We start from the raw sequence: 25798 nt of genomic DNA on the forward strand, positions 1-25798 counted from the left end.
TAATCCATTCCAAGATCGAGGTCGGAAGGGTGGTGGTGAATCACACTGACGCTTGATCGACAGAGTCGAAGCTGTACCTACCCTCCTGCGTGACATGTGTGGTTGAGCAAATTGTGTCGGTGCCAGTGAATACACTTGGCGTCACTACCGCACCGACGAACTGAGGACCATATGGCAGACCCCAGAGCCTTCGCGAGTTTCGACTTCGACAACAACGCCACTGAGAAGGTGCTGTTCGCTGGTCAGGCCAAGAGCACTTCGCCTACGCCGTTCACGGTGCAAGACTGGTCTAGCAAAACCGCTCTCCCGCAGGATCAATGGGAGGCGCTGATCAAAACCAAAATCGCCCAGACCAATATGCTCATCGTTCTCGTCGGCAAATGCATGGCTTCAGCGACCGGCGTGACCAAAGAGATCGCTATGGCGTCGGCGTTGAACGTCCCGATCTTCGGTGTGTATGTCGGCGGCGCCAGCACCTCGAGCGCGCTGCCAGTAGGCCTGCAGCGCAATCGGACTATCGAGTGGAACTGGATTGCTATCGCAGCTGCGGTCAACCAGATGATGACTGAGAAAAAGAACGCTCAGTGAAGCGGGCACTTTTGGTGGGTATCGACCACTACCCTCAGTTCGGCCACCTCGCTGGTTGTGTGAATGACGCAACAGCACTGCAACCGCTGCTATCGCGCAACGAAGACGATTCACCAAATTTCGCTTGCCGCCTTGTAGTTGGTCGCGACGATCAGACCGCGGTACACCGAGATGTCTTACTGAGAAGAATCGACGAACTTCTCGCTCCGGGTGCAGATTTCGCACTCTTCTACTTTGCTGGTCATGGGGCTTCGTCAGGAGGGGATGTCTCGCTGGTGACGTCCGATGGCACGCAGGACACTCCTGGAGTGAGGTTTGTGGAGGTCCTTGAGAAAATCCGTGCCAGTCAGGTGAAGGAAGTCATCGTGATCCTCGATTGCTGCTTCTCCGGTGGTGCCACATCTGTTCCCGCACTCACTGACGACGCTGCGGTGCTGCCGCAGGGTTTGTCGGTGCTTACTGCGAGTCGTGGCGACCAAGTATCGATGGAAACTGCGGCAGGCCGTGGACAATTTTCTACGTATTTCGAAGGTGCCCTCGATGGCGGAGCAGCTGACGTACTTGGACATGTCAACGTCTCCGGGCTCTACGCATACCTATCAGAATCGTTCGGTGCCTGGGAGCAACGACCAACATTCAAGTCGAACATCGATCGACTTCACGATGTCCGCAAATGTGACCCTCGGGTACCGCTGCCTGTACTGCGCCAGCTCACTTCGTGGTTCCCGAACCCGCACAGTATTTTCGCATTGGACCCGTCCTTTGAACCAACGGAGGAGCCAAGGGATCCCGAGAACGAGGCGACCTTCGCTGGGCTTCAGAAGCTGCGTGCGTGCCGGTTGATAGAGCCCGTCGGTGAGGACCATTTATACTACGCGGCAATGAATTCGTCAGGTTGCAAGCTGACCGCTCTTGGAAAGCATTATTGGAATCTCGTCGATGCGGACCAGCTATGACAAATATCGGGGTCACCGGACACCAGCTGATACCAGCTGAGGCTATCGACTTTGCGGTTCACGGTATTCGGAACTTGCTCACCACGGCAAGTCCCCCTCTGATAGGTATCAGCAGTCTTGCCGCAGGTGCTGATCAGATTTTCGCGAATGAACTCATCGCTGCGGGTGGAAAACTCCACGTAGTCGTCCCGGCGGCCGGCTATGAAAGCACCTTCTCAGTCGAGGATAAAGAGCACTATCGGGACTTACTCGCAAGCGCCGCAGATGTCACCCACCTTCCGTTCACTGAACCAGACGAGCAAGCGTACGACGCAGCCGGACTTTGGATAGCTGAACGATGCGACCTACTAATCGCGGTGTGGGATGGAGAACCTGCCCGCGGATTGGGTGGAACCGCAGATGCCGTGGCACATGCTGAGAGACTTGGTCGCACCATACGCATTCTCTGGCCTGAGGGAGTTCGTCGCCAGTAGTGCGAACCCGGCATTTGTCACCTGTCAGCGAAGATCGTCGCGCGGCACCTCAGTTAACAGGTCTGGGTCCCGATGCCCATCGTCCCAGCGGCGCCACACCAGCCTCTTCCATGGCGAACAGAACATCGCGCCTCTGGGGAACCCCGAGCCGGTCGTAGAGGCTATTCAAAACCTGCCATTCCTCGGACTCCAGGCTGGCCCCCCGCAGGATGCGCCGCACTATCTGAACTGCAATAGTTCGAGCTTCGGCTCGATTTGAAATGACGTTAGCCAGAGTTCCGGCTTCACCAGTCCTACCACTCTCGAGTAGGGCCATCGCCACCTGGCGCTGCTTCACCGATACGGCCTCATGACTTGTGGCCAACTTCAACAGCTCGTCGAGTCGATTGCCTAGGACAAGAGCTCGAACGTCCTCTTGCCGAATGTTGTCGGTACCGCTCCGGATGTCCCGGCCAAGTCTGCCGAATACCTCCTCCAAGTTGGCCACCAATTGCCGCTGCTGGATCGCGGGCACCTCGCGAACAATCTCGGCCGCGAGCGGCACTACGCCAGACTGCGGTTGGGATTTGGTCTCGTCTGCGACGGACCTGAGAAACTGGGTCACTGATGTCACATCGTCGAGCGTGACCGACGGGTAAGCCTTCATAGGCTCCCACAAAATTTCGAAACCCACCCCAGCCAGTAGCGGCACTGTTGGCTTCGACTGGTACCAGAAGCATGCCCACTCAGCAGAGATCCAGGGACGATCCGCCGAGTTCGGCGTGACGATCGACCAGAGGACGTCGCACTGATCGAGCCCGTGCTTAATCTGGTCAATCCATGGAAGGCCTGGTGGTGAATCCCTTGGCATCAGGAAGAAAGTGAGTCCGAGGTTGCGGCCAAGTGACTCCGTCAGGTACGCCGCGATAGGAGCGTCGATGGCCGCATGACTGATGAAAACCTTCACAATCACTGAGCCTATCGCTGGTCTCTACTCACCGTAGTGGGAACAGCCTGGGTTTCTGAGAATCTTAGTTGCGGTAGCAACCAGTGAGCAGCACTCAATTCGCCCCAGTCCCCATATTTCCGAACTCACCAAAGCACATTTCATAAACGATCCATATCTTCAGTCACTGCGACGGTGACACCACCGACCTGGATTTCTGCGCAGTGGATAGTGTCCATGAGGAGTCGAAGCAGCGGAGTCGAGTGGAATTCCTCTCGGCGGCTCGTGACGCCAATCGCGAGTCTCTGGGGAAAGAACTACGAATAGTGTTGCCAGTAAGACGGATTCGGAACCATCGATGGCATGTCAGTTTCTGAGACCGAGCGATCTCCTCGACGGTCGGTGCCTTTATCTACGAGTTCGTTGCCCTGGCGTAGCTTTCGGATGACCTGTTCCGGCGCGTGTCGTTTACGTCCAGCCAGGAGTTGAGCCTTTCATGTCCTTGATCAGTTCAGAAGGATTCTCGTCGCCTGTGGGTCACTTGATGAGGTAATGCCAGAAGCAGAGTGTCTCATACGCAGATGATCAGAATTCTCATCTGCCGGAAGATTATTCACAAATATCCGCTGAGAAATTTTATCCAATTGAATGACATGACCCTACGTGATCATCCGGTGGTAGTTTCGCTTTGCCTGCCCGTCTTGTAAGCTGGCCTCAGCAGGAACCGAAGGTCCGGACATTGATCCAATCCCAACGGGGCCTCTCTTCAATCAAGACTCCCGTGCGTTCTCGTCCTCCCGGACCCCAACCCTCCGCTGCAGGTGGGAAATCCGGTTCGCCGGGTGATACACGCCAACGTCGGAATTCGAATACTACGGTAAGTACGAATTATCGTAGTATTCGCGCGGTCTTATTCGGTGGAGCGCTCGCGATCGGCCACGGTCGGTTGAACCGGGTCTCGTGCTGACCGGCGCCGGCGGCCCGACGTGTGCCGCCACGAGAGTCCGGCCAGGAAATGTCAGACCCCGCCCTCAGGGTTCGGGAAAGGCACTTCTCGCAAGTGGACAACAGATCGGAGCGCGCGATGACGAGAGCGTCGTGGCCGGCGCCAGGCCTGACGTAGCGGCGCCGAAAGTGGTGCCCAGAGCCAACGAGTCGTTCAATCAGCTTGCCGCGATGGATCATTCGGAGTTCACCAGTCGATACAGGGCCTTCGTTCACGCGAAAACTCGCGCGCAGTCCTCACTCGACTTGAGAATCGACTCAGATCCGTTGTCCAAGCACCCGGTGCCGAACCACCCCGCGATGGGGTGAATGTCCGTTATCTTCCTCGATAGTGGTTGCAATCTCCTGGCTGCTTGGCATCCCTGCACGGATGCTGTCACCACGAAAGGGAGCACATCTGTGAATGGACTCGAAACGCGTACTCGTTTGTCCCGAACCACCGCGGCCCTCGGTGTCGGCGCGCTCGCTGCCGCGATCACCTTCGGCAGTGCAGTTGGTACTGCATCAGCCGACACCCCGGTCGCCGACTTCGGCAGTATCTCGTTCTCGGTGACCAACGGCCCCGACAACACCATCTACGACATCAACGCCATCATCAATCTCCCACCCGGCACACTGCCGCCAGGGATGATGACCCCGCAGATCACTACGCCCGCCGCGACCCCTCAACCAGTCGGCAACCCGTTTGCGGGCACCGCATTGGACTTCGTTCTGAGCTTCATCCAGGCTGCGGCCAGATAGCCGACAACAAAAAACGAGGCCACCAACTCTTGTGAGTTCGTGGCCTCGTCTTGTGGTGGGCGAAGGGGGACTTGAACCCCCACGTCCCGAAGGACACTGGCACCTGAAGCCAGCGCGTCTGCCATTCCGCCACTCGCCCGAGCAACGCCGAAACATTATCACGACAAACTTTGAAAGTTCTATTCGTGCAGTTCAGAGCACGAATCGATGAACACCGAGCACCCGAAAGCCCAGAACCGATACCATGCTGAAACAGCGGCCAGGTACTGCCGAAGCGACATTTGACAGTACCGTGGAACCTGTACAGCAGTTTGGACGACACGCGACAAGGCGGTGCCGGCGCTACTTGCCGAGCATTTTGCCGTCGTAGATGCGAGGCGAGAGGAGGGCCCGATGGGCATCGTGCAGCGTTTCGAACGAAAGCTCCAAGGAGCTGTCGGCGACGCATTCGCGCGGGTCTTCGGTGGTGGTGTTGTGCCGCAGGAAGTAGAGGCGGCGCTCCAGCAGGAGGCACGTGACCGCGTCGAGCACCTCGGCGGAGGAATCCTTCTCGCCCCCAACAACTACGTGATCACCATCAACAACTCCGATCACGAAGAGTTGGCAGCTGATCGCGAACTGACGACCAAAGCTTTCAGCCGACACCTGCAGGATTTCATCCGCGATCAGGGTTGGCAGACGTACGGCGACATCTCGGTCACATTCGAGCCTTCGCCTACGCTCCACACCGGTCAGTTCCGCACCCGCGGAACCGTCGACCCGGATGGTGACGCCGAGCAGGCATCGCCGCCGTCGCATGTTCCGCAGGTTTCGTCGCGGCCTCCACAACGGCCGCCTCAGCGACCCGCACCGATTGTTCCCCCTGTTTCCAATCCAGTCCCGTCACAACCAGGAGCCGGCCCCATGACGCAGAACTCAGGCTACGAACCAAGCCGCGAACCGGCGGGTCGCCAGCCCGAACCGCAGCAGCCGGCACGGAACGGGTACTCCCACGACGACGGCGGTTACGCCGCTCCGCAGGGCCAGGAAGCGCCGTATCAGAACGGTTACGACCGCGGCGACGGTTACCGCACGGGCGACGACCAGCAGGGCTACAACCAGCAGCAGGGTGGCTACGACCAGCAGGCGTACCCGAACCAGCAGCAGCCGTACGAGCAGGCCGGTTACGACCAGCAGAGCTATGACCAGCAGGGCGGCGGTTACGACCAGCAGGGTTACCAGCAGCAGCCGTACGACCAGCAGGGCTACGGCCAGCAGGCGTACCAGGGTGGGTACGACCAGCAGGGCTACCAGCAGGGCGGTTACGACCAGCAGGGTTACCAGCAGCCGTACAACGGCCAGTCCTACGATCAGCCGGGCTACGACCAGCAGAGCTACCAGCCGGGCGGCTACGACCAGCAGGCGTACACACAGCAGCCGTACGAGCAGGCCGGCTACGAGCAGGGCGGCAACTTCGAGCAGACGCAGGCCTACCCGCAGCAGGGCTACGCCCAGCCGCAGGGCGGTTACGCACCGACGGCCCAGAGCTTGACGGCAACCCTGCAGCTCGAGGACGGCAGCGGACGGCACTTCCAGCTTCGCGACGGCAGCAATGTCATCGGCCGTGGCCAGGAAGCTCAGTTCCGCCTCCCGGACACGGGCGTCTCACGTCGCCACATCGACATCCGTTGGGACGGCCGCACCGCGATGCTGTCCGATCTGGGATCCACGAACGGCACCACCGTCAACGGAGCACCGGTCCAGGACTGGCAGCTGGCAGACGGCGACATCATTCGTGCAGGTCACTCGGAGATTCTGGTTCGCATTCTCTGAGCTGAGAAACGGACGCCAGGATTTTTCCGATAACAATCGAACATTCGGCGGTCCGTCGGCGCGCCGCCGTCACGCGGCTGTCAGTATCGTGATCTTCGGGGCCCAGAGCCCCCTATGATGCTGCCAGTCGACAATGCTCGAACCCCGCTGCGGCGGGGCTCGAGCCATAGAAGGAGGTGGACAGCCGTGCAGGGCCTGATTCTGCAACTCACACGGGCGGGCTTCCTGCTCCTACTGTGGCTGTTCGTCTGGGCAGTCCTCCGCACTCTCCGCTCCGACATCTATGCCGGCTCCGGGGTCAGGGTTCCGCCGCGGTACACCCGCGCCGGAAAGGTCCTGCCCTCGTTGGGCAAGGCGAAGGTGCCTCGGTACCTGGTGGTCACGCAGGGCGCCCTCGCCGGCACCCGCATCACCCTGGGTTCTCAGCCAGTCATGATCGGCCGCGCCGACGATTCGACGCTCGTTCTCACCGACGATTACGCGTCGACGCGCCATGCGCGGCTCTCGCAGCGCGGAGCTGATTGGTACGTCGAGGATCTCGGTTCGACCAACGGCACCTATCTGGACCGCGCCAAGGTCACCACTGCGGTGCGCGTGCCGCTGGGCACTCCGGTTCGCGTCGGCAAGACGGTAATCGAGCTACGCCCGTGACCCTTGTTCTCCGCTACGCGGCGCGCAGCGACCGCGGTCTCGTGCGCTCCAACAACGAAGATTCCGTGTACGCCGGTGCACGCCTGTTGGCTTTGGCCGACGGCATGGGCGGACACGCGGCCGGTGAGGTCGCGTCGCAGTTGATGATTGCCGCCCTGGCGCATCTCGACGACGACGAGCCCGGCGAGGATCTGCTCGGCAAGCTCGAGGCAGCCACCCGCGAGGGCAACGATTCCATCGCCGATCACGTCGAGGAAGAACCCGAACTCGACGGCATGGGCACCACGCTCACCGCGATCCTCTTCTCCGGCAGCAAGCTCGGCCTCGTGCACATCGGCGACTCGCGCGCCTACCTTCTGCGCGACGACCACCTGACGCAGATCACCCGCGACGACACTTTCGTGCAGTCGTTGGTCGACGAGGGCAGGATCACCGCCGAACAGGCACACACGCACCCGCAGCGATCCCTGATCATGCGGGCGTTGACCGGCAACGAGATCGAGCCGACGCTCACCGTGCGCGAAGCCCGCGCCGGCGATCGCTACCTGCTCTGCTCCGACGGCCTCTCCGACGTGGTCAGCGACGAGACCATCGAGAACACGATGCGCGAGGGCTCGCAGGAGCAGTGCGCCGACCGTCTCATCGAATTGGCGCTGCGCAGCGGCGGTCCCGACAATGTCACCGTCGTCGTCGCCGATGTCATCGACCTCGACTACGGCCAGTCGCATCCCATCGTCGCGGGCGCCGCGTCGACGGAAGAGGAAGAGGACGCCCCTCCCCCCAACACCGCTGCCGGCCGCGCCGCTGCCATGCGTCCGCCGCGCGCGACGCCCAAGCGAGTTGTCTCCCAACCCGAACCGGAACCGAAGAAGAAGCGGAACCGGCTGTGGTGGGTGGTCCTCGCCGTGGTGCTGATCGCACTGGTCGGCGTCGGCGCCGTGATCGGCCGCGCCGTCATCCGCAACAACTACTACGTCGGCGAAGACAACGGCCGCGTGACGGTGTTGCGCGGAATCCCCGGTTCGGTGCTCGGCTACTCGCTGCAGGACGCGGATCTGGTGGGTTGCGTCGGCGACGACGACGTCCTCACCCTCGTCTCCCCCGACGCGATTCCCAGCAACTGCAACATCCTCGAAGTGACGGATCTGCAGCCGTCGGCGCAGGAGCAGGTGCGCGCCGGGCTGCCGTCCGGCAAGCGTGAGGATGCGCAGAGCCAGATGATCCGTCTCATCGGCGGCGATCTGCTGCCTCGTTGTGAGCCGGTTCCGACGACGACGGCCGCGCCCACTCCCCCGCCGGCACCGGAGACCACTCCGGCTCCTGCGCCGCCCGCTGAGCCGGCCACGCCGACGACGGCAGCACCCACGACTACGCCTACGCCGACCGACATTCCCGGTCAGACTTGCAGGACGGTCAACTGATGTCGTCCAACGCAGCTGCGGGGACGGCTTTTCCGAGTCCGCCCGGAGGTTTTGCCCCGGCGCCGGTCCAGTCGACCCGCCGAAACGTGGAGCTGCTGCTCCTGGGCTTTGCCGTCATCATCACGACGGTCTCGCTTCTGCTCGTCGAGGCGAGCCAGGAACAGAAGATCACTCTCGATCTGGCCAAGTACGCGCTTGCGTACACGGGCTTGTTCCTGATCGCGCACTTGGCAATTCGGCGGTATGCGCCGTACGCCGATCCGCTGTTGCTCCCGATCGTCGCCCTGCTCAACGGCCTCGGGTTGGTGCTCATCCACCGACTCGACCTCGCCGACGAACAGACTGCGCTCTACAACGGCGTCGAGGCACCGTCACCGGATGCGAACCAGCAGGTCATGTGGACTGCACTGGCGATCACCGGTTTCGTGCTGCTGCTCGTGTTCTTGAAGGACTACCGCCTGATGGCGCGGTTCAGCTACACGCTCGGCCTCGCAGGTCTGGTGTTCCTGGCGATTCCCGCGATCCTGCCGGCGAAGTTCTCGAGCGTGAACGGCGCAAAAATCTGGATTCGCCTGCCCGGATTCAGCATTCAGCCAGGTGAGTTCGCGAAGATCCTGCTCATCATCTTCTTCGCGTCGGTGCTCGTCGCCAAGCGCGACCTGTTCACCTCGGCCGGTAAACACTTCCTGGGCATGGACTTTCCGCGTGCCCGCGACCTGGGCCCGATCCTGCTCGCCTGGATCGTCTCGGTGGGTGTGCTCGTCTTCGAAACCGACCTCGGTACGTCGTTGCTGCTCTTCAGCACCGTGCTGGTGATGCTCTACATCGCGACCGAACGTGTGGGCTGGCTGGTGATCGGCGGCGGACTGCTCGCCATCGGATTCTTCTTCGCCTACAAGATGTTCGGCCACGTACGCGTGCGCGTCGACACCTGGCTGGACCCGCTCGGCGACTACGCCAACACCGGTTATCAGATCTCGCAATCGCTGTTCGGCCTGGCCACCGGTGGTATCGCCGGAACAGGTCTGGGCAGTGGCCGGCCCAACCAGGTGCCGTTCGCGAAGACGGACTTCATCATCGCGACCATCGGCGAAGAGCTCGGCTTGATCGGCCTGGCCGCTGTGCTGATGCTGTTCCTGCTTCTCATCGTGCGCGGCCTGCGTACGGCGTTGGCGGTGCGCGACAGCTTCGGCAAGCTGCTGGCCGCCGGTCTGTCGTTCACCATCGCGATCCAGATCTTTGTCGTCGTCGGCGGCGTCACCAAGCTGATCCCGCTGACGGGTCTGACAACACCGTTCATGTCGTACGGCGGCTCGTCGCTGCTCGCGAACTACCTACTGCTGGCCATCCTCGTCCGGATCTCGGACGCGGCTCGTGCGCCGGTAGTGACGAAGAAGAAAGGTCCGCCCCCAATCGCTGACGCCAATACCGAGATGATGCCGCGCGTATGAACACTCCACTGCGCCGCGTCGCGATGGCCGTCATGGTGATGGTCGTCGCGCTCCTCGCCAACGCCACGTACGTACAGGTCATCAAGGCTGACGACCTGCGAGCCGACCCGCGCAACTCGCGGGTGCTGCTCGACGAGTACTCACGCCAGCGAGGTCAGATCTCGGCTTCCGGTCAGGTGCTTGCCGCCTCCCGCGCCACAGACGACCGGTACAAGTACCTGCGCGAGTATCCGAATCCGTACCCGTACGCACCGGTCACGGGCTTTTACTCGATGCAGTACGGCAGCGCCGGCCTCGAGCGCACCGAGGACCCGATTCTCAACGGCTCGGACAACCGGCTGTTCAGTCAGCGCTTCTTCGACCTGGTGTCCGGACGCGATCCGCGCGGCGGCAACGTCGTCACGACGCTCAATCCGGCGATGCAGCAGGTGGCGTACGACCAGCTGACCAGCAAGGGTTACACCGGTTCCGTCGTCGCGATCGAGCCGAGCACCGGACGCATCCTGACGATGGTCAGCACGCCGAGCTACGACCCGAACCTGCTTGCCAGCCACGACGGTGCCGAGACCACCAAGGCGTGGGACGAGCTCAATGCCGATCCCAACGATCCGTTGGTCAACCGCGCTATTTCGCAGACCTACCCTCCCGGCTCGACGTTCAAGGTGCTCACCACGGCCGCAGCTCTGGGCAACGGTGCGACGCCGGACGACCAGCTGACCGCGGCTCCGCAGATCACGCTGCCCGGCACCAGCACGACCCTCGAGAACTACAACGGCAGCACCTGCGGCCCCAACCCGACGGCGTCGTTGCGCGACGCGTTTGCGCGCTCGTGCAACACGGCTTTCGTCGAACTGGGCATCAAGGACGGCGCGGACGCCATCAAGGACGAGGCCAGCGCTTTCGGCATCGGGCCCAACACTCCGGCGATCCCGCTGCCGGTCGCTGACAGCACCGTCGGCGACATCTCCGACGACGCGGCTCTCGGCCAGACCAGTATCGGCCAGCGCGACGTCGCGGTGACCCCGCTCGAGAACGCAGTGATCGCCGCTACCGTCGCCAACGGTGGTGTGCGGATGCAGCCCAACCTGATCTCCCAGTTGCAGGCACCGGATCTGACCGATCTCAGTACGCCGTCACCGGTGTCGATGGGTCAGGCGATCTCGCCGGCAGTGGCGGCAACGCTGACTGATCTGATGATCGGCTCGGAGAACTTCACCGGCGGCGACGGCAAGATTCCCGGGGTTCAGATCGCGTCCAAGACCGGTACCGCCGAGCACGGCGTGAACCCGCGGGAAACTCCGCCGCACGCCTGGTACATCGCTTTTGCACCGGCGCAGAATCCGACGGTCGCCGTGGCCGTCATCGTCGAGAACGGTGGTGACCGCGGACTTGCCGCTACCGGTGGCTCGGTTGCTGCGCCGATCGGTCGTGCAGTCATCGCAGCCGGAATCCAAGGGGGCTGAACCGTGGCGTTGAACAACGGCGCTTTGATCGCCGATCGTTACCGATTGATCCGTCTCATCGCCACCGGTGGGATGGGTCAGGTGTGGGAAGCCACCGACTCCCGGCTCAACCGTCGCGTCGCCGTCAAGGTACTCAAGTCCGAGTTCTCTTCCGATCCGGAGTTCTTGGAGCGCTTCCGCTTCGAGGCCCGCACCACCGCGCAGCTCAACCATCCCGGTATCGCCGGAATCTACGACTACGGCGAGACCCGTGACAGCTCGGGCGATTCCACGGCGTACCTGGTGATGGAACTCGTCAACGGTGAGCCGCTCAACGCCGTCCTGGCACGCGTCGGCCGCCTGGCGGTTCCGCATGCCCTCGACATGCTCGAGCAGACCGGCCGCGCCCTGCAGGTCGCACACGACGCCGGTGTCGTGCACCGCGACGTGAAGCCGGGCAACATCCTCATCACGCCGACGGGCCAGGTGAAGATCACGGACTTCGGCATCGCCAAGGCCGTCGAGAACTCTCCTGTCACGCGTACGGGAATGGTGATGGGCACCGCCCAGTACATCGCGCCCGAGCAGGCTCTCGGTCAGGACGCGACCGCGGCGAGTGACGTGTACTCGTTGGGAATCGTCGGATACGAAGCACTTTCGGGTCGACGCCCGTTCACCGGTGACGGCGCGCTGACCGTCGCGATGAAGCACGTGCAGGAAACCCCGGCGCCGATGCCGGCCGACCTGCCGCCGAACATCCGCGAGCTCATCGACATCACGTTGACCAAGGATCCGGCCGGCCGCTACGCCAGTGGCGGTGAGTTCGCCGACGCCGTTGCAGCCGTTCGGGCAGGGAGGCGTCCACCGCCGCCCGGTCTGCTCGCCACCGGTGCCGCGAGCGCGTTGCCGGCTACGGGTGCCACGCAGGTCATGCCGCCGACGTACGCGGGCCCGGTGACGGGCGCAGCTGTTGCGGACGACGCGGCAGCCGGCGGAATGACCAGTGGGCAGAAGGCCGTGGCATGGGCCGGCGGCGGATTGATCTTGTTGGCGTTGATCATCGGCGGAGTCTGGATCGCGACCGACGGTCCGAGCGACCCGACGCCGCCCGTCGTCACGTCCACGACGTTGCCGACCACGACGACGACCAAGCCCACCACGACGACGACTCGGCCGACGACGACGACCACCGAGCCGACAACAACGACGACTCGGCCGACGACAACCACGACCGAGCCGACAACCACCACGACAACTCCGACCACGACAACAACAACTCCGACGACCACAACCACCACCACGACGACAACGACGACCACAACGACCACTGAGCCGTTGGCGGATCCCGGAGACGCTGAAGAACCGCTAGGACAAGACCAATGACGACACCCCGCAATCTCTCCTCCCGCTACGAGCTGGGTGAGATTCTCGGCTTCGGCGGAATGTCCGAGGTTCACCTGGCGCGCGACCTCCGACTCAGCCGCGACGTCGCGATCAAGGTGCTGCGTGCAGACCTCGCGCGCGATCCCACGTTCTACTTGCGGTTCCGTCGTGAGGCGCAGAACGCTGCCGCGCTGAACCATCCGGCGATCGTGGCCGTCTACGACACCGGTGAAGCCGAGACCGACGCCGGACCGCTGCCGTACATCGTCATGGAGTACGTCGACGGCGACACGTTGCGTGACATCGTGCGCAGCACCGGGCCGATGACTCCGCGCAAGGCGATGGAAGTGATCGCGGACGTGTGCGCCGCTTTGGACTTCAGCCACCGCAACGGCATCGTGCACCGCGACGTCAAGCCCGCCAACATCATGATCAACCGTGCCGGCGCCGTGAAGGTGATGGACTTCGGTATCGCCCGTGCCATTTCCGACGCGTCGAGCCCGATGACGCAGACGGCCGCCGTGATCGGCACCGCTCAGTACCTCTCGCCGGAGCAGGCGCGAGGTGAGCAGGTGGACGCACGTTCGGACGTCTACTCACTCGGTTGTGTGCTGTTCGAGATTCTGACGGGCGAGCCGCCGTTCAAGGGTGATTCACCGGTCGCCGTGGCGTACCAGCATGTTCGTGAGGATCCGCAGACGCCGTCGGAGATCAATCCCGACATTCCGCGCGAGCTGGATTCGATCATTCTCAAGGCGATGAGCAAGAACCCGGCCAACCGCTACCAGAGCGCCGGCGACATGCGCAGCGACTTGGTACGCGTTCTGGGCGGTCAGCGTCCGAGTGCGCCGATGGTGATGAACGACGAGGACCGCACCACCATCCTCGGCGCCGTCGGCTCCGACACCGGGAACTACCGCACTGCTCCTGATCCGGTCGAGCCGGTTCCTGCACGGACAACTCGCGCTGCCGAGCCGCCTGCCAAGAAGAAGGGCGGACGCTACGCCCTGATGGGCATCGCGGCGCTTCTGGTGATCGGACTGGTGACGTTCTTCCTCATTCGGGTGAACTCGCCGAAGGTCGAGATGGTGACCGTTCCGGGTGACCTCACCAACCAGCCCGCTGATGTCGCCGAGGCGACGCTGACCAACGCCGGATTCCAGGTGGAGCGTCAGCAGAAGACGGACAAGGTGATCGCCGCCGGAAACGTCATCACGACGCGTCCGGTTGCCGGGGTGCGCATCGAGAAGGGCAGCACCGTCACCATCGACGTGTCCACCGGCCCCGAGCAGGTCGCGATCCCACGCCTGACCGGGCTGAGCCAGGACGACGCCGAGAAGAAGCTCAACTCCGTCGGACTCCGACTCGATCCGACAATCGGCAAGGCCGCGTCGACCATTGCCGAGGTCGACAAGATCGTCAATCAGGATCCGGCCGTCGGAGTGTCGGTTGTTCTCGATTCCGCGGTCTCGATCACTGTCGGCACCGGTCCGGAGCAGGTTCGTGTCCCGGATGTGACCGGTCAGCGTGAAGAGGTGGCGAGGCCCAACATCGAAGGTGCCGGGTTCGTCGTCCAGATCACGGAGATCGATTCGGGACTGCCGAAGGGACAGGTCGTTTCGACCGACCCGACCGGCGGCACGTCGGCCACCAAGGGTTCGACCGTGACGCTGCGAGTGTCCAACGGCAACCAGGTCGCGATGCCTGATCTGACCAACAAGACGGTGTCCGAGGCGTTGACCACGCTTCGCGCAGCCGGCTGGGCGGGAACTGCATCGCAGCTGGTGCAGAACCAGAGCACGACGCTCACCCCCGAAATGGTGGGCAAGATCGTCTCGCAGACGCAGCCTCCGGGCTCGGAGATCTCCAAGGACGCGGTCATCACCGTCAGCGTCGGAGCGCTCGGAATCCCCGGCCGCTAGCAAAGTGAAAAAGTGCCTCCCGGAGATTTCCGGGAGGCACTTTTTTGTGGACAGGTGTCAGAGAATTGCGGGCAATGCGCCACCGAGCGCCGACGCGACCTCGGCCTCGAGGGCTGCGACGAGCCCTTCCGGGGGCGCCTCACCGCAGACTGCGAGCCAGTTCGCGAGCATCCGGTGCCCACCCTGAGTGAGAACGGACTCGGGGTGGAACTGGACGCCGTGAATCGGCAGTTCGCGGTGACGCATCGCCATCACGACGCCGCTCTCGGTGTGTGCGGTCACCTCGAGTTCCTCGGGAATGGTGTCCTCGAGAACCGTCAGCGAGTGGTAGCGGGTAGCGGTGAACGGATCGGGCAGCCCGGCCAGGACGCCGACGTCCTTGTGGTGAACCAGACTCGTCTTGCCGTGAAGCAGTTCGGGTGCGCGGTCGACGGTTCCGCCGAAAGCCGCACCGATCGCCTGATGTCCGAGGCAGACGCCGAGCAGCGGGGTCTTGGTGTCGGCGCAGACCTTCACCAGATCCATCGTCGCTCCCGCGCGCTGCGGAGTTCCGGGGCCAGGGCTCAGGAGAATGCCGTCGAACTGAGCTACTGCACCCTCGAGGTCTGCCGTCAGTTGTGGATCGTCGTTGCGCCAGACCACGGCTTCGGTTCCGAGCTGGCCGAGGTACTGCACCAGGTTGAACACAAAGCTGTCGTAGTTGTCGACGACGAGAATCCTCATGAGAGCAGGGTAAACGCCCGTGCTATCCGCCGGTATAGGCGGGGACCGTGATCTGCGACGGTGTCGCCTGCGTGTACCCGAGGCCGAAGCGGGTCGCGTACTGCTTGTAGATCCGAATGCCCGGTTCGGCAGCGAGTGCCGCCTCGAGGCGCGCAACATCGCCGATCGCACTCATCACGTACGGCGGGCTGTAGGTACGGCCGTGAAGAAGGAGGGTGTTTCCGATGCACCGCGGCGCCGACGTACTGATGATCCGTTGGTCCTGCATGCCCACCGCTTCGGCCCCGCCGGCCCACAGTGCGTTCAGCACGCTCTGGACGTCCTGCTGATGCACGACGAGGTCGTCCGGGGTGGCGTCGACCGGATACTTGCCGTCGGCGTTGCGCGGGGCGTCCGTCATGGTGACCACGACGCCGGGGCCGGTCATCTCCGTCAGTCCCGCGTCGGCGGAGATGTTCTTGATGTCACCGAGAGCGGCGGCCACGCCGGCGTCGGACCGAGCGGCGTCTTCCTGCAGCGAATCGAGCTGAGCGGCAAGTTCGTCCCGGTCGGCCGAAACTTTTTCGGCGTTGGCCTGGGCGCTGCGGACCAGATCGGAGAGCCTGGTGCTTTCGGTGACCTGCAGCTGATTTTCCTCGGCGGATCTCTGCGCCGTGGCGACCATCAGACCGGCTACCAGGCAGACGGCAAGTACACCGATGTGCCAGACGGTTCGTGAAGATTCACCCGAAGACACGTGGCTCCTCCCGGATTGTGCAGGTCGGCCGGTGACCAACTGGACACAGCTACGTTAGCGTGTAGGTAACACATGCAGGTCACACCGTAGAGCGAGGACGCCATGCCCAAGTCGAAGGTCCGTAAGAAGAACGACTACACAGTCAACCCAGCAAACCGCACTCCGGTGAAGGTGAAGATGGGTCCGTCGAGCACGCTGTACGTCTCCGTGATGCTCGGATTTATGCTTCTCGGCCTGGCGTGGTTGATTGTGTACTACTTGGCCGCGGATTCGATCACGTGGATGAACGACTTGGGAAACTATAACTTCCTCGTCGGCTTCGGCTTCATGGTTGTGGGCCTTGTGATGACCATGAGATGGCGCTGACCAGCGATTATCTGATTCGGCTCGAATCGTGACCGTCTCTCAATTACATGGGTGTCATTCATCCCCATTGTGGATAACTCCTGTGGACAACCTAGGAAGTTATCCACATGCTCGAGGATGAATTTCATCCACAGCCTCGTGACAACGCCACAGAGGTCGTCTCGTGGGCCACTCCGATGGGTGTTGTCTACGCGATGTTCGGCGGCGGAATTGCCCTCGCGATCGCCTCGATAATCGCGCCCACGGAGCCTGCCGGACGCTTCCTGCTCGCCCTCGCGGTGATCGGGCTGTTCGTGATGGGCGGCCTCGCCCTGCGTCAGCGCCCCCGGCTAGCGGTGATCGACAACGCAGGAACCAAGTCGATCGCGGTGCAGCGACTGCGCGCCCGCCACACGTTCACCCGCGAACAGATCGACCGCGTGCGTCTCGTCCGCTACCCGCGTCTGGGTCGACGCGTGCCGATGCTCGAGATCGACATCGTCGACCGGCCCACCGACACGGAGAAGCTGTTGATCTTCGGACGCTGGGATCTCGGTACGACGCCGGAGGACGTCCTGGACGTGCTTACCGTCCACGGCTTGGTGCCGCCCGAGAAGTAAGCGCGGGTTACATGGCCAGTGCCGCGAGGTCCGGCTGCACGATGTCGAGTGCCTGCTGCGGCACCGCGACGGCGTCGCTCGACCATCCCCAGATCGAGTACAGCTCACGGCCGGGGTCGGTGTACCCGTCGCGGCCGTGAAGCACCCGGTAGTTGTCGATGCAGATCATCTCGCCGGCTTCGGCACGGAACATCGGCCCGCTGTCTCGCACGTGAATCACGGCCTCACTCCACTGCTTCACCAGCGGCCACTGCGCTTCTTCCGATTCGCCGGCGATCGGCGCGAGGTACGGGTGGTACCGAACCTGGTTGCGTCCACTTGGCACCGTCCGGGCGATCGGCGCAAATGTGTTCTGCGGGAAGTTCGGTTCCGAATGGTCGATGTCTGTGCTCCAACAGAATTCGGCCAGCTCCGCTGTTGCGGGATCGAAGGCGAGCAATCGCGTCAGTTTGACCGCGTCGATGAGAAACGAGTCGCCGCCACTCGGGTACGCCGGGCGCTTGCACCACAGAAACAGGTAATCGGGAGCGTAATCGCCGAAAGCGAAGCCGTCGTTGTGGGCGGTCATCCGCTCGCCGGAGATACCGAACGAGCGCTTGCGGCCGCGTTCATCCACCGGTTGCGTGTCGACGACAGCTGCTTCGGCATCCTGACTTTTGGCGCTCGCCTCGAACTGGCGGCCGACGCGAATGCACTTCTCACCGAGCAACTTCGACGCGAATGCAATGGCATCTTCCTCGGTGTGCAGCCTACCGAAGACCGCGGCGCCGTCCAGAGCGATTGCCGCCCGGACGGCCTCGACCGTGTCCACGCGCCGCGGAACAACACTTGCCAGCGTCAAATCGGAAGAGAACATTCATCACTCCATACGTCGAGTTCGCCAAACGGTTCAACTCGAGCGTAGGAACTCGTCATTTCGACGGCGTAACTCCGGAAACCGATTCGGTTACGGAGCCAGTCTTTCAGATCACCCGGCCTTTCAAATCACCTTGCCCGGGTTCATGATTCCGTGAGGGTCGAGTGCGCCCTTGATTGCATGATGCATCGCGACGACGGCCGGTGACAGTTCCTGTGCCAGGCCACCCATCTTCAGTAGGCCGACGCCGTGTTCACCGGTGACGGTTCCGCCCAACTCGAGGGCATTGTCGATGATCTCGGCAAAAGCCGCCTGAGCACGCCTCCGCGCCGCTTCGTCGTCGTGTGGCGTGATCAGCAGCGGATGCAGGTTGCCGTCACCCGCGTGCGCGATGTTCGCGATGTGAGTGTCGTGCCGGGCCGAGATGGCCTCGATCCGTGCCAACATCTCCGGGACCGCTGCCTTGGGGACGCAGATGTCCTCGGTGAGCACCGGGCCGAGCCGCTCGAGGGCGGGGTATGCCAGACGCCGGGCGGAGAACAGGGCGTCGGCTTCCTCCTGGTCGGTGGATCTGGCGCTCCAGGTTGCCCCGGAACGGTTGAAACAGGCCAACATTCGCTCGGCTTCGGCGTCGCCGATCTCACCAGGTGTGTCGATGCGGCCGAGTAGGACCACCTCGGCGTCGGCCGAGAGGCCCATGTTCTTCCAGGCGTCGACGGCAAGCAGGCACTGTCGATCGATCAACTCGAGGGCCGACGGCGTGAGACCGTCCGCGGCGACGGCTTCGACTGCCTTGCCCGCAGCAACGATGGAGTCGAAGTATCCGACGATGGTGCGCTCGGGATCGCGCTGAGGACGTAGCTTGACGGTCACCTCGGTGATCACCCCGAGAGTGCCTTCGGAGCCGACCATGAGCGCGGAGAGATCAAACCCAGCCACTCCCTTGGCAGTTCGACGCCCGAGCCGAACCAGCTCACCGGTTCCGGTAACCACCTGCATGCCCAGCACGTAGTCCTTGGTGACGCCGTACTTGACGCAACACAGGCCCCCGGCATTGGTCGCGACGTTGCCGCCGATCGTCGACCAGGGTGCGCTCGCCGGATCGGGCGGATACCAGAGGCCGTGCTCGGCGCACGCGTCGCGGAGGTGATCGTTGACCACTCCGGGTTCGACCACGGCCAAACGCTCGAGGGTGTTGATCTCCTTGATGGCGTTCATCGCGTCGAAGGCGATCACGACGCCGCCGGCGACTGCGTTGGCTCCACCCGACAGACCGGTGCCTGCGCCGCGCGTGACGACGGGCGCACCGTGGGCGATGCACGCCTGCACAACTGTCTGTACCTGCTCGGCTGTGCGCGGACGGACCACGGCGACGGGCATCTCGTAGGGAGCCCACTCGGCGTCGTCGTGGATGTAGCTCGCCATGATGTCGGGGTCGGTGATCAGTCGATCCGCATCGATCTGCGAGCCGAGCGCCTCGAGGAGTGTCATGCCTCCACGATAGTGACGGCGGCTACACCACCCCATGTAGATTTACTCCGAGAAACCGGAAACCGTATGGACATTCTCTCCATACTCATCGTTGGCCTGACAAGTTGGCCTGACAAGGGAGTGCGGATGCACGAGAACTGGCTACAGCTTCTCCTGGCCGAGGCATCTACCGAGGAACTGATCGAACACCGCGATCAGTTGGCCGCCGGGTCAGGCCCCGAGGTCGCAGCCGAGATCGAGCGAGAAGCCCGATCCGCACTCCAACTGCGAAGTCTCCTGGCTCAGCGCCGACAACGTGCCACCGAACTGGGCGCGCTCAACGACATCGCGTCACTGCTGACCACGATGCACGATCACCACGCCCTTCTGCAGGAGATCGTGGATCAGGCCAAACGGCTACTCGGCGTAGACCTTTCGTACCTTGCTCTCATTCACGACGACATCTTGATCATCGAAGTCACGAGCGGGGCGTATACGTCGCAACTGCTCGGCCTGACGGTTCCGTTCCGAGAAGGCCTCATCGGTCGCGTGGTCGAGAACTCCTCTCCTGCTTGGTCTCCCGATTACCGCAACGATCCCTCGTTTGCGCACATCGGGCCCGCCGACGACGCAGCACGAGCCGAGAACATGCGCGGCCTGTTGGCCGTTCCGCTGACTTTGAACGGCAAGATCCTGGGTGCCCTCTGCGCGTGCAAACGTCAAGAGCGCCGATTCGGCAACGAGGAAGTTGCGTTGCTGTCCGCTCTCGCAGCTCATGCCTCGGTGGCGATCGAGAATGCCCGCTCTCTCGAACGCTATCGCGCGACGGTTGCAGAAGTGAATGCAGCGAACACCGAACTTGCCGAGCGCACAGCACTTCTCGAACAGACCCTGACCTGGGACCGATCGCTCACACAAGTTGTCCTGCGCGGCGGCGGTGTTCGCGAACTCGTGGAAGAAACCTCCGCGTCGACGGGTTCACCGGTGTTCTTCGTGACCGGAACGTCGGAGATCCCACCGGGACTGCAACGGGTGAGCGAGAGCGTCAACCGGGTCTTCGACATCCTTGCCGCTGACCGACGCGAGCAGGAGGTGACGCTCATCGTCGGTGAGCAGTTCCTGTTCGCCACCGAAGTGCGCAGTGCCGGTGATCAACTCGGAGTTCTGTTCCTACTCTCGCGTCACGAACCCACCGCCGCCATGAGGTTGGCACTCGAAAGGTCAGCCCCGGCCATTGCGCTTGCCCTGGTAGGCGAACGGGCGGCCAGGGAAGCCACTCGCCGAGCACGCGACGCATTTCTGGTCGATCTGATCACCAGGCCAGCGCCGACGCCGGCCGAAGTCACCGGTCAGTTCCGCCTGGCTGGACTCAACCCCGACCGCTCGTACACCGTCGTGGTGGCCCGCCCGGCCGACGCCGTAGACCGTACACGTCGCAGTATCGAGGAAATTCCATTTCCCTCGGGAACTGTTGTTGCCGAACATGGTTCACGGGTCATCGCTTTGATTCCGGGAATGTCACCGGCAGAGGTTGCGGCAGCGTGGGTGCAGCCGGCGGAGAACCCGACCGTCGGAATCGCCGATCCCGCGGTGGGAGCGGAAGCTCTGGCGCGAGCCTATGTCGAGGCACAACACACCGTCGACGTCCTCGAGACTCTCGGGCGGGCCTCCCACGTAGAACCGGCAAGTTCCCTCGGCATTTACCGAATTCTCCTCAGCCGCACCGGCCGCGAAGAACTCGAATCGCTGACGCAGCGGTCCCTCGGTCCTCTCCTCGAGGAGGAGCAACGACGCGGCGTTCCGCTCTTGGACACCCTCGCGTCGTACCTGTCGCACAATTGCAAACATTCTGCGACCGCCACCGCGCTCGCGATTCACGCCAACACTCTGTATCAACGCCTCGAATCGATCGACCGATTGATCGGCACACAGTGGCGTCAGCCGGACCAGGCGCTCGATCTTGCGCTCCTGATCCGGCTGCGTGCCAGTGCGGGGAAACTAGGTCAGATCTGAGCGGTCTTGCTCGATCGCTTGGCCAGCGCCACCACAAGAATTGCGGCACAGAGCATCACGGCGCCCACCACCCACAGGCCTGCCTTGGCATTTCCGGTCACATCGGTGAGCCAGCCGGTGATGTACGGAGCACCGAAGCCCGACGCGTTGCCGATCGAGTTGATCATGGCGATGCCCGCGGCCGCACTGGCACCCGTCAGGAACGTGGTGGGCAGGTACCAGAAGACAGGGAGCGCACAGAGCACGCCGACGGCGGTGAGCGAGACCGCAATCATGACGGTGAACGGTGAATCCAGGTACAGCGCAATCGGAATGGATACCGCGCCCAGGAGCGTCGGGGCTGCAACGTGCCACATTCGTTCACCGGTCTTGTCGGAATGGCGGCTCCACAGCACCATCGCGACAGCGCCGATCGCGTAGGGGACGGCCACGATCAGGCCTGTCTCGACGAGCGAGAAATCGGTGTTGAACGTCTGCTTGAATCCTGCGACGATGCTGGGCAGGAAGAAGCTCAAAGCGTAAAGGCCGTACGTGATTCCGAAGTAGACCAGACCGAAACCGATGACGCGGGGATCGCGCAAGGTCTTGCCGGCGGACTGGTGACCGGCGTCGCCGAGTTCTTTCTCCTCGTCGGCCATGGACTTCATCAGCCAGGTGCGCTCCTCGAGGGTCAACCACTTCGCGTCGGCGGGACGGTCGGTGAGGTAGAACCAGACGACAAACGCCAAGATCACGGCGGGCAGACCCTCGATCAGGTACATCACGCGCCATCCGGCCAACCCGAACAAGCCGTCGCCGTACTGGATGATGGCAGCCGAGAGCGGGGCACCGAGCGCCGACGAGAGCGGAAGCGTCAGCAGAAACAAGCCCATCAGGCGTACGCGGTACTTCTTCGGGAACCAGAAGGTCAGGTAGAGAAGAACTCCGGGGAAGAAGCCGGCCTCGGCGATTCCCAGCAGAATGCGGAGGAAATAGAGGCTGCCCACGTTGGGCACGAATGCCAGCGCAGCGGCGAGGATTCCCCAGGTGAGCATGATCCGCGCGATCCACAGCCGGGCGCCGAAGCGGTGCAGGGCCAGGTTGCTCGGCACCTCGAACAGCAGATAGCCGACGAAGAAGAGACCGGATGCGAGCCCGAACATCGTCTCGGTCATCCCGAGGTCGGCGCTCATGGTGAGCTTCGCGAAGGCGATGTTCGTACGATCCAGATAGTTCACGAAATAGAGCAGGATCAGGAAGGGAATCAGCCGGCGCGCTACCTTCTTCACCACGCGAGATTCGATCTCGCTCGGCGCAACCCCACCGTCAGTGGTGGTGCTATCGGTGGAGGTCATGGCAGGGGTACTCCTCGGAAAAGGTCAGCGTTGCTATCTACGAAGTGACTCAAGCCACAGTAGAAGTACCGATGTCCTCAACCTATGTGGACAATCTCTACAGAAGCCGTCCCTGCATGTGCGTTTACTCCCAACGATCCGGCGAATGACCCGCAGCAGCCTGACGAACGTCCCTGAACAGTCGAAGGCGACAAACCCGCCTGAGCTGGGGGTTTAGCGCTATGAGCACCGAGTCACTGGCTAGTGTTATCGGCGAAATAGCCAGAGCAAGTGCGGACGCACCGCGTGACTTGAAGGACAGAACATGACGAAGATGGTTCGGACCACGATGACCCGCCGGTCCTCCACCGCAGTCGCTGCCACCATCGCGGCGGTCGCACTATTCGCCTCCGCCTGCGGCAGCGACTCCGACAAGACCGACTCCGACAAGAGCGCTGCCGGCGCCTCGTCCGCTACATCCTCGGCCACCGTCGGCGGGAAGACGCTCGACGCCAAATTCGAGACGAAGTGCGCAAAGGACGGCGGCACGACAGTTATGACACTGCTCGACGCGGAAAATGCCACCTACGGCATGTTGACCGTCTCAGCCATCATCGATGAATCCGGCACGGTTCAGACTGCTGGAATCGCCGGAAGCGAGGGTGGATCGAACGGTCTGCCGTACACCGCCGGATTCGCGCCGGGTCTGCCCGGCGGATCTGCCAGTGCCAAGCAGGACGGCAATACCTTCGTGGTGACGGGCGAGGGAATCGGCGCCCGGGACAAGGGCAACCCGATGGAGACGTCGAGCTTCGAGATCACGTTCGCCTGCGAGTCCATCATCGGCGGCTGATCCATAGAACGGCTGGGCCCTAGGATTCTTGCTAGCTGATTCCCAGCTGTTCGCGCAGTTGGACGACGCGGAGCACGATGACTCCCAACGTCACCACGGTGACGGCACCAAAAGCGATCCAGCCGATCCGCACTGCTTTCACGCGGTTCTCACCGGCGCCCAACCACTGCGGGGCGTACAGGAAGGCAGCGGCCGTTGCGGCACCTGCCACCAGACCTCCCGCGTGACCCCAGAACGAGATCCCGGGCAGCGAAATGCTGATGATCACATTGATCGCGATCACCGAGATGATCGGGACCGGGCTTCGACGCAAACGCAGTAGAAGGACGGCCTGTGCGCCCATGATGCCGAAGATTGCACCCGACGCTCCAGCGGTCCAGGACAGGGCCGTGAGCGAGGAGAACACCGGCTGGAACGCCATCACCGAGGCGGAACCGCCGAGGAGCGAAACCAGGTAGATGCCGATGTACCGGGAGCGGCCCATCACGATTTCGGTGTCGCGCCCCAGGATGTAGAGGGCGTACATGTTGACCGCGAGGTGCAAGATGCCGAAGTGCAGGAACCCGGAGCCGATGAGCCGGAACCAGTCACCGCTGGCGACCAGACCCGGATTGAGTGCCCAGTTCGCGAAGATCGACGAGCCGACCTGATTGTTCATGATGCTTCGCGACTGCGCGAAGGTGGCGAGGAACGCCAGGACGTTGAGCCCCATCAAGGTGTACGTCACGATCGGGACCGCGCGGGTGGGGCTCACGGTGTTTCCGGCGACGCCCCGAACGGGGCGGACATCGCGTTGGCCGGCAGCTACACAGTCAACACATTGGTATCCCACCGCCGCCTCACGGAGGCAGTCCGGGCACGCCGGACGTCCACAACGATTACAGGAAAGTGCGGTAGGTCGATCTGGATGGCGGACGCACCGCGGTTGGGGCGGGATGCCCTCACTCGCACCGCCGCCCCAACCGGGGTTCGTCATCTGCTTGTTTTACCTGTTCAGGAGATGGTGATGCTGTTGATCACGACGGGCTCGACCGGACGATCGCCACGATCGACGGCGGTGGAGGAGATAGCGTCGACAACCTTCTTGGAATCGTCGTCGAGAACCTCACCGAAGATGGTGTGGCGACGGTTCAGGTGCGGCGTCGGGCCGGTGGTGATGAAGAACTGCGAGCCGTTGGTTCCCGGGCCTGCGTTGGCCATGGCCAGCAGGTAGGAGCGGTCGAACTGCAGTTCCGGGTGGAACTCGTCACCGAACTTGTAGCCCGGGCCGCCGGTGCCGGTTCCGGTGGGGTCGCCACCCTGGATCATGAAGCCGTCGATGACGCGGTGGAAGATGGCACCGTCGTAGAACGGGCCGGTCTTGGTGCCGGCGGCGTTTGCGGTGGTGTACTCCTTCGAGCCGTCGGCGAGGCCGACGAAGTTCTCGACGGTCTTCGGCGCATGGTTGCCGAACAGAGCGATCTTGATGTCGCCGCGGTTCGTGTGCAGCGTTGCGGTTGCGGTCTGATGAGTTGAAGTCACACCACCATCGTGCCATTGCCGGCGTTCTCGCGGATGCCGCCCCGTAAAACTCTCCCTGTCCCCGCCTCACTGTTATGGCACAGTGAAGTCATGACACGAGTGACCGAGTCCCTCAGCACGCAGTTGCCCGACACCTTCGATCACGCGCGCGCCCGCGTCGAGGACACCTTCGACGAGACTGCCGCCTACCTCGAAGAGACAGCGGCTCGTATCAAGGAATCCGAGGCAGCCGACAACGCTCGCCGCATCGCCGCGGTGGTCGCGACGTCGGTCGCTCGCGGTGCCGGGCAGGTCGGGTTGTTCCTGGGTCGTCAGGGCAAGGTCCTCGCCAAGAAGGGCGTCGAGCGCGCAAAGGCTATCCCCACGAAGTCCGCGGAACGCACCGAGAAGCCTCGCGGCCGCAAGCGCGTCGCCGTGTTCGTCATCGCCGGTGTTGCGGTGATCGGTGGCGCGGTGTTCTTCAAGAGCCGCCGACGCGAGCATCCGCCGGTCGCTTCCGCACCCCCTCGGCTCGAAGAGAACTCGGCCGAGAAGACCGCTTAGTCGACACACGAAAAGCCCCGGAACAGATTGTGTTC

General features: G+C 63.0%; 23 protein-coding genes and 1 tRNA gene. 15 read left to right on the forward strand and 9 right to left on the reverse strand.

Going from position 1 to position 25798, the window contains the following annotated elements; genetic code table 11:
* The first annotated feature begins 171 nt into the window (after positions 1 to 171).
* Both RE4_RS13620 and RE4_RS13625 read left to right on the forward strand, forming a co-directional pair.
* A complete protein-coding gene (locus RE4_RS13620; protein WP_024488225.1) occupies positions 172 to 588 on the forward strand; it encodes a TIR domain-containing protein in 417 nt (138 codons plus the stop codon).
* On the forward strand, positions 585 to 1544 hold the full coding sequence (locus RE4_RS13625) for a caspase family protein (RefSeq protein ID WP_060938741.1): 960 nt from the start codon (positions 585 to 587) through the stop codon (positions 1542 to 1544). The genes RE4_RS13620 and RE4_RS13625 overlap by 4 nt, the downstream gene beginning before the upstream one ends.
* 522 nt (positions 1545 to 2066) lie before the next feature.
* Here RE4_RS13625 and RE4_RS13635 read toward each other — a convergent pair.
* Positions 2067 to 2963: a toll/interleukin-1 receptor domain-containing protein gene (locus RE4_RS13635; RefSeq protein WP_158630206.1), complete on the reverse strand. Its 897-nt coding sequence runs from the start codon at positions 2961 to 2963 to the stop codon at positions 2067 to 2069.
* A gap of 1383 nt (positions 2964 to 4346) precedes the next feature.
* On the opposite strand from RE4_RS13635, the gene RE4_RS13645 reads away from it, so the two are divergent.
* On the forward strand, positions 4347 to 4688 hold the full coding sequence (locus tag RE4_RS13645) for a hypothetical protein (protein WP_060938787.1): 342 nt from the start codon (positions 4347 to 4349) through the stop codon (positions 4686 to 4688).
* A 53-nt stretch (positions 4689 to 4741) separates the two neighbouring features.
* Here RE4_RS13645 and RE4_RS13650 read toward each other — a convergent pair.
* Positions 4742 to 4827: transfer RNA gene (locus RE4_RS13650), tRNA-Leu, on the reverse strand.
* Between the two features lie 254 nt (positions 4828 to 5081).
* Between RE4_RS13650 and RE4_RS13655 the strand changes: the two genes are divergently transcribed.
* From RE4_RS13655 to pknB, 7 genes are all read left to right on the forward strand, one after another.
* Positions 5082 to 6500 carry an FHA domain-containing protein gene (locus tag RE4_RS13655; protein ID WP_060938745.1) on the forward strand — a complete coding sequence of 473 codons (1419 nt, stop codon included), beginning with the start codon at positions 5082 to 5084 and terminating at the stop codon, positions 6498 to 6500.
* Positions 6501 to 6686: 186 nt separating this feature from the next.
* A complete protein-coding gene (locus RE4_RS13660) occupies positions 6687 to 7151 on the forward strand; it encodes an FHA domain-containing protein FhaB/FipA (protein ID WP_003943418.1) in 465 nt (154 codons plus the stop codon).
* Positions 7148 to 8572: a PP2C family protein-serine/threonine phosphatase gene (locus RE4_RS13665; protein WP_003943416.1), complete on the forward strand. Its 1425-nt coding sequence runs from the start codon at positions 7148 to 7150 to the stop codon at positions 8570 to 8572. Before RE4_RS13660 ends, RE4_RS13665 begins: the two co-directional genes overlap by 4 nt.
* Positions 8572 to 10023 (forward strand): FtsW/RodA/SpoVE family cell cycle protein, encoded by a 1452-nt coding sequence (locus RE4_RS13670; RefSeq protein ID WP_003943414.1) that lies wholly within the window; start codon positions 8572 to 8574, stop codon positions 10021 to 10023. Before RE4_RS13665 ends, RE4_RS13670 begins: the two co-directional genes overlap by 1 nt.
* Complete coding sequence (locus tag RE4_RS13675) at positions 10020 to 11486, forward strand: peptidoglycan D,D-transpeptidase FtsI family protein (protein ID WP_007735774.1); 1467 nt, start codon at positions 10020 to 10022, stop codon at positions 11484 to 11486. The genes RE4_RS13670 and RE4_RS13675 overlap by 4 nt, the downstream gene beginning before the upstream one ends.
* Positions 11487 to 11489: 3 nt before the next feature.
* Positions 11490 to 12848 carry a protein kinase domain-containing protein gene (locus tag RE4_RS13680; RefSeq protein WP_019746232.1) on the forward strand — a complete coding sequence of 453 codons (1359 nt, stop codon included), beginning with the start codon at positions 11490 to 11492 and terminating at the stop codon, positions 12846 to 12848.
* A complete protein-coding gene (gene pknB, locus RE4_RS13685) occupies positions 12845 to 14770 on the forward strand; it encodes a Stk1 family PASTA domain-containing Ser/Thr kinase (protein WP_019746231.1) in 1926 nt (641 codons plus the stop codon). Before RE4_RS13680 ends, pknB begins: the two co-directional genes overlap by 4 nt.
* A gap of 57 nt (positions 14771 to 14827) precedes the next feature.
* Here the strand turns inward: pknB and RE4_RS13690 are convergent, their stop codons facing one another.
* Complete coding sequence (locus RE4_RS13690) at positions 14828 to 15493, reverse strand: aminodeoxychorismate/anthranilate synthase component II (protein ID WP_003942537.1); 666 nt, start codon at positions 15491 to 15493, stop codon at positions 14828 to 14830.
* A 22-nt stretch (positions 15494 to 15515) separates the two neighbouring features.
* Positions 15516 to 16229: a DUF881 domain-containing protein gene (locus RE4_RS13695; protein WP_020967993.1), complete on the reverse strand. Its 714-nt coding sequence runs from the start codon at positions 16227 to 16229 to the stop codon at positions 15516 to 15518.
* A 102-nt stretch (positions 16230 to 16331) separates the two neighbouring features.
* On the opposite strand from RE4_RS13695, the gene crgA reads away from it, so the two are divergent.
* Both crgA and RE4_RS13705 read left to right on the forward strand, forming a co-directional pair.
* The gene (gene crgA, locus RE4_RS13700; RefSeq protein ID WP_019746229.1) at positions 16332 to 16595 is read left to right on the forward strand and encodes a cell division protein CrgA; all 264 of its coding nucleotides are present in this window, start codon (positions 16332 to 16334) and stop codon (positions 16593 to 16595) included.
* A gap of 107 nt (positions 16596 to 16702) precedes the next feature.
* Positions 16703 to 17194, forward strand: coding sequence for a PH domain-containing protein (locus tag RE4_RS13705; protein ID WP_020905623.1), 492 nt, complete (start codon positions 16703 to 16705; stop codon positions 17192 to 17194).
* Between the two features lie 7 nt (positions 17195 to 17201).
* On the opposite strand, the gene RE4_RS13710 is transcribed toward RE4_RS13705, so the two are convergent.
* Complete coding sequence (locus RE4_RS13710; RefSeq protein ID WP_060938746.1) at positions 17202 to 18050, reverse strand: TauD/TfdA family dioxygenase; 849 nt, start codon at positions 18048 to 18050, stop codon at positions 17202 to 17204.
* A gap of 123 nt (positions 18051 to 18173) precedes the next feature.
* A complete protein-coding gene (locus RE4_RS13715) occupies positions 18174 to 19541 on the reverse strand; it encodes an FAD-binding oxidoreductase (protein WP_024487653.1) in 1368 nt (455 codons plus the stop codon).
* Between the two features lie 126 nt (positions 19542 to 19667).
* On the opposite strand from RE4_RS13715, the gene RE4_RS13720 reads away from it, so the two are divergent.
* Complete coding sequence (locus tag RE4_RS13720) at positions 19668 to 21533, forward strand: helix-turn-helix domain-containing protein (protein WP_060938788.1); 1866 nt, start codon at positions 19668 to 19670, stop codon at positions 21531 to 21533.
* On the opposite strand, the gene RE4_RS13725 is transcribed toward RE4_RS13720, so the two are convergent.
* A complete protein-coding gene (locus RE4_RS13725) occupies positions 21524 to 22867 on the reverse strand; it encodes an MFS transporter (RefSeq protein WP_021332618.1) in 1344 nt (447 codons plus the stop codon). The genes RE4_RS13720 and RE4_RS13725 overlap by 10 nt on opposite strands.
* Positions 22868 to 23171: 304 nt before the next feature.
* Between RE4_RS13725 and RE4_RS13730 the strand changes: the two genes are divergently transcribed.
* Complete coding sequence (locus RE4_RS13730) at positions 23172 to 23699, forward strand: lipoprotein LpqH (protein ID WP_021332617.1); 528 nt, start codon at positions 23172 to 23174, stop codon at positions 23697 to 23699.
* Positions 23700 to 23730: 31 nt separating this feature from the next.
* Here the strand turns inward: RE4_RS13730 and RE4_RS13735 are convergent, their stop codons facing one another.
* Together RE4_RS13735 and RE4_RS13740 are read right to left on the reverse strand one after the other, a co-directional pair.
* Positions 23731 to 24675, reverse strand: coding sequence for a rhomboid family intramembrane serine protease (locus tag RE4_RS13735; RefSeq protein ID WP_041814390.1), 945 nt, complete (start codon positions 24673 to 24675; stop codon positions 23731 to 23733).
* 17 nt (positions 24676 to 24692) lie between these two features.
* Positions 24693 to 25220 (reverse strand): peptidylprolyl isomerase, encoded by a 528-nt coding sequence (locus RE4_RS13740; protein ID WP_007729190.1) that lies wholly within the window; start codon positions 25218 to 25220, stop codon positions 24693 to 24695.
* A gap of 90 nt (positions 25221 to 25310) precedes the next feature.
* Here RE4_RS13740 and RE4_RS13745 point away from each other — a divergent pair, with 90 nt between their 5' ends.
* Positions 25311 to 25763, forward strand: a complete 453-nt coding sequence (locus RE4_RS13745; protein WP_019746221.1) for a hypothetical protein — start codon at positions 25311 to 25313, stop codon at positions 25761 to 25763.
* Positions 25764 to 25798: the final 35 nt, after the last annotated feature.

The organism is Rhodococcus erythropolis NBRC 15567, assembly GCF_001552595.1.
Taxonomy (GTDB): domain Bacteria; phylum Actinomycetota; class Actinomycetes; order Mycobacteriales; family Mycobacteriaceae; genus Rhodococcus_F; species Rhodococcus_F erythropolis.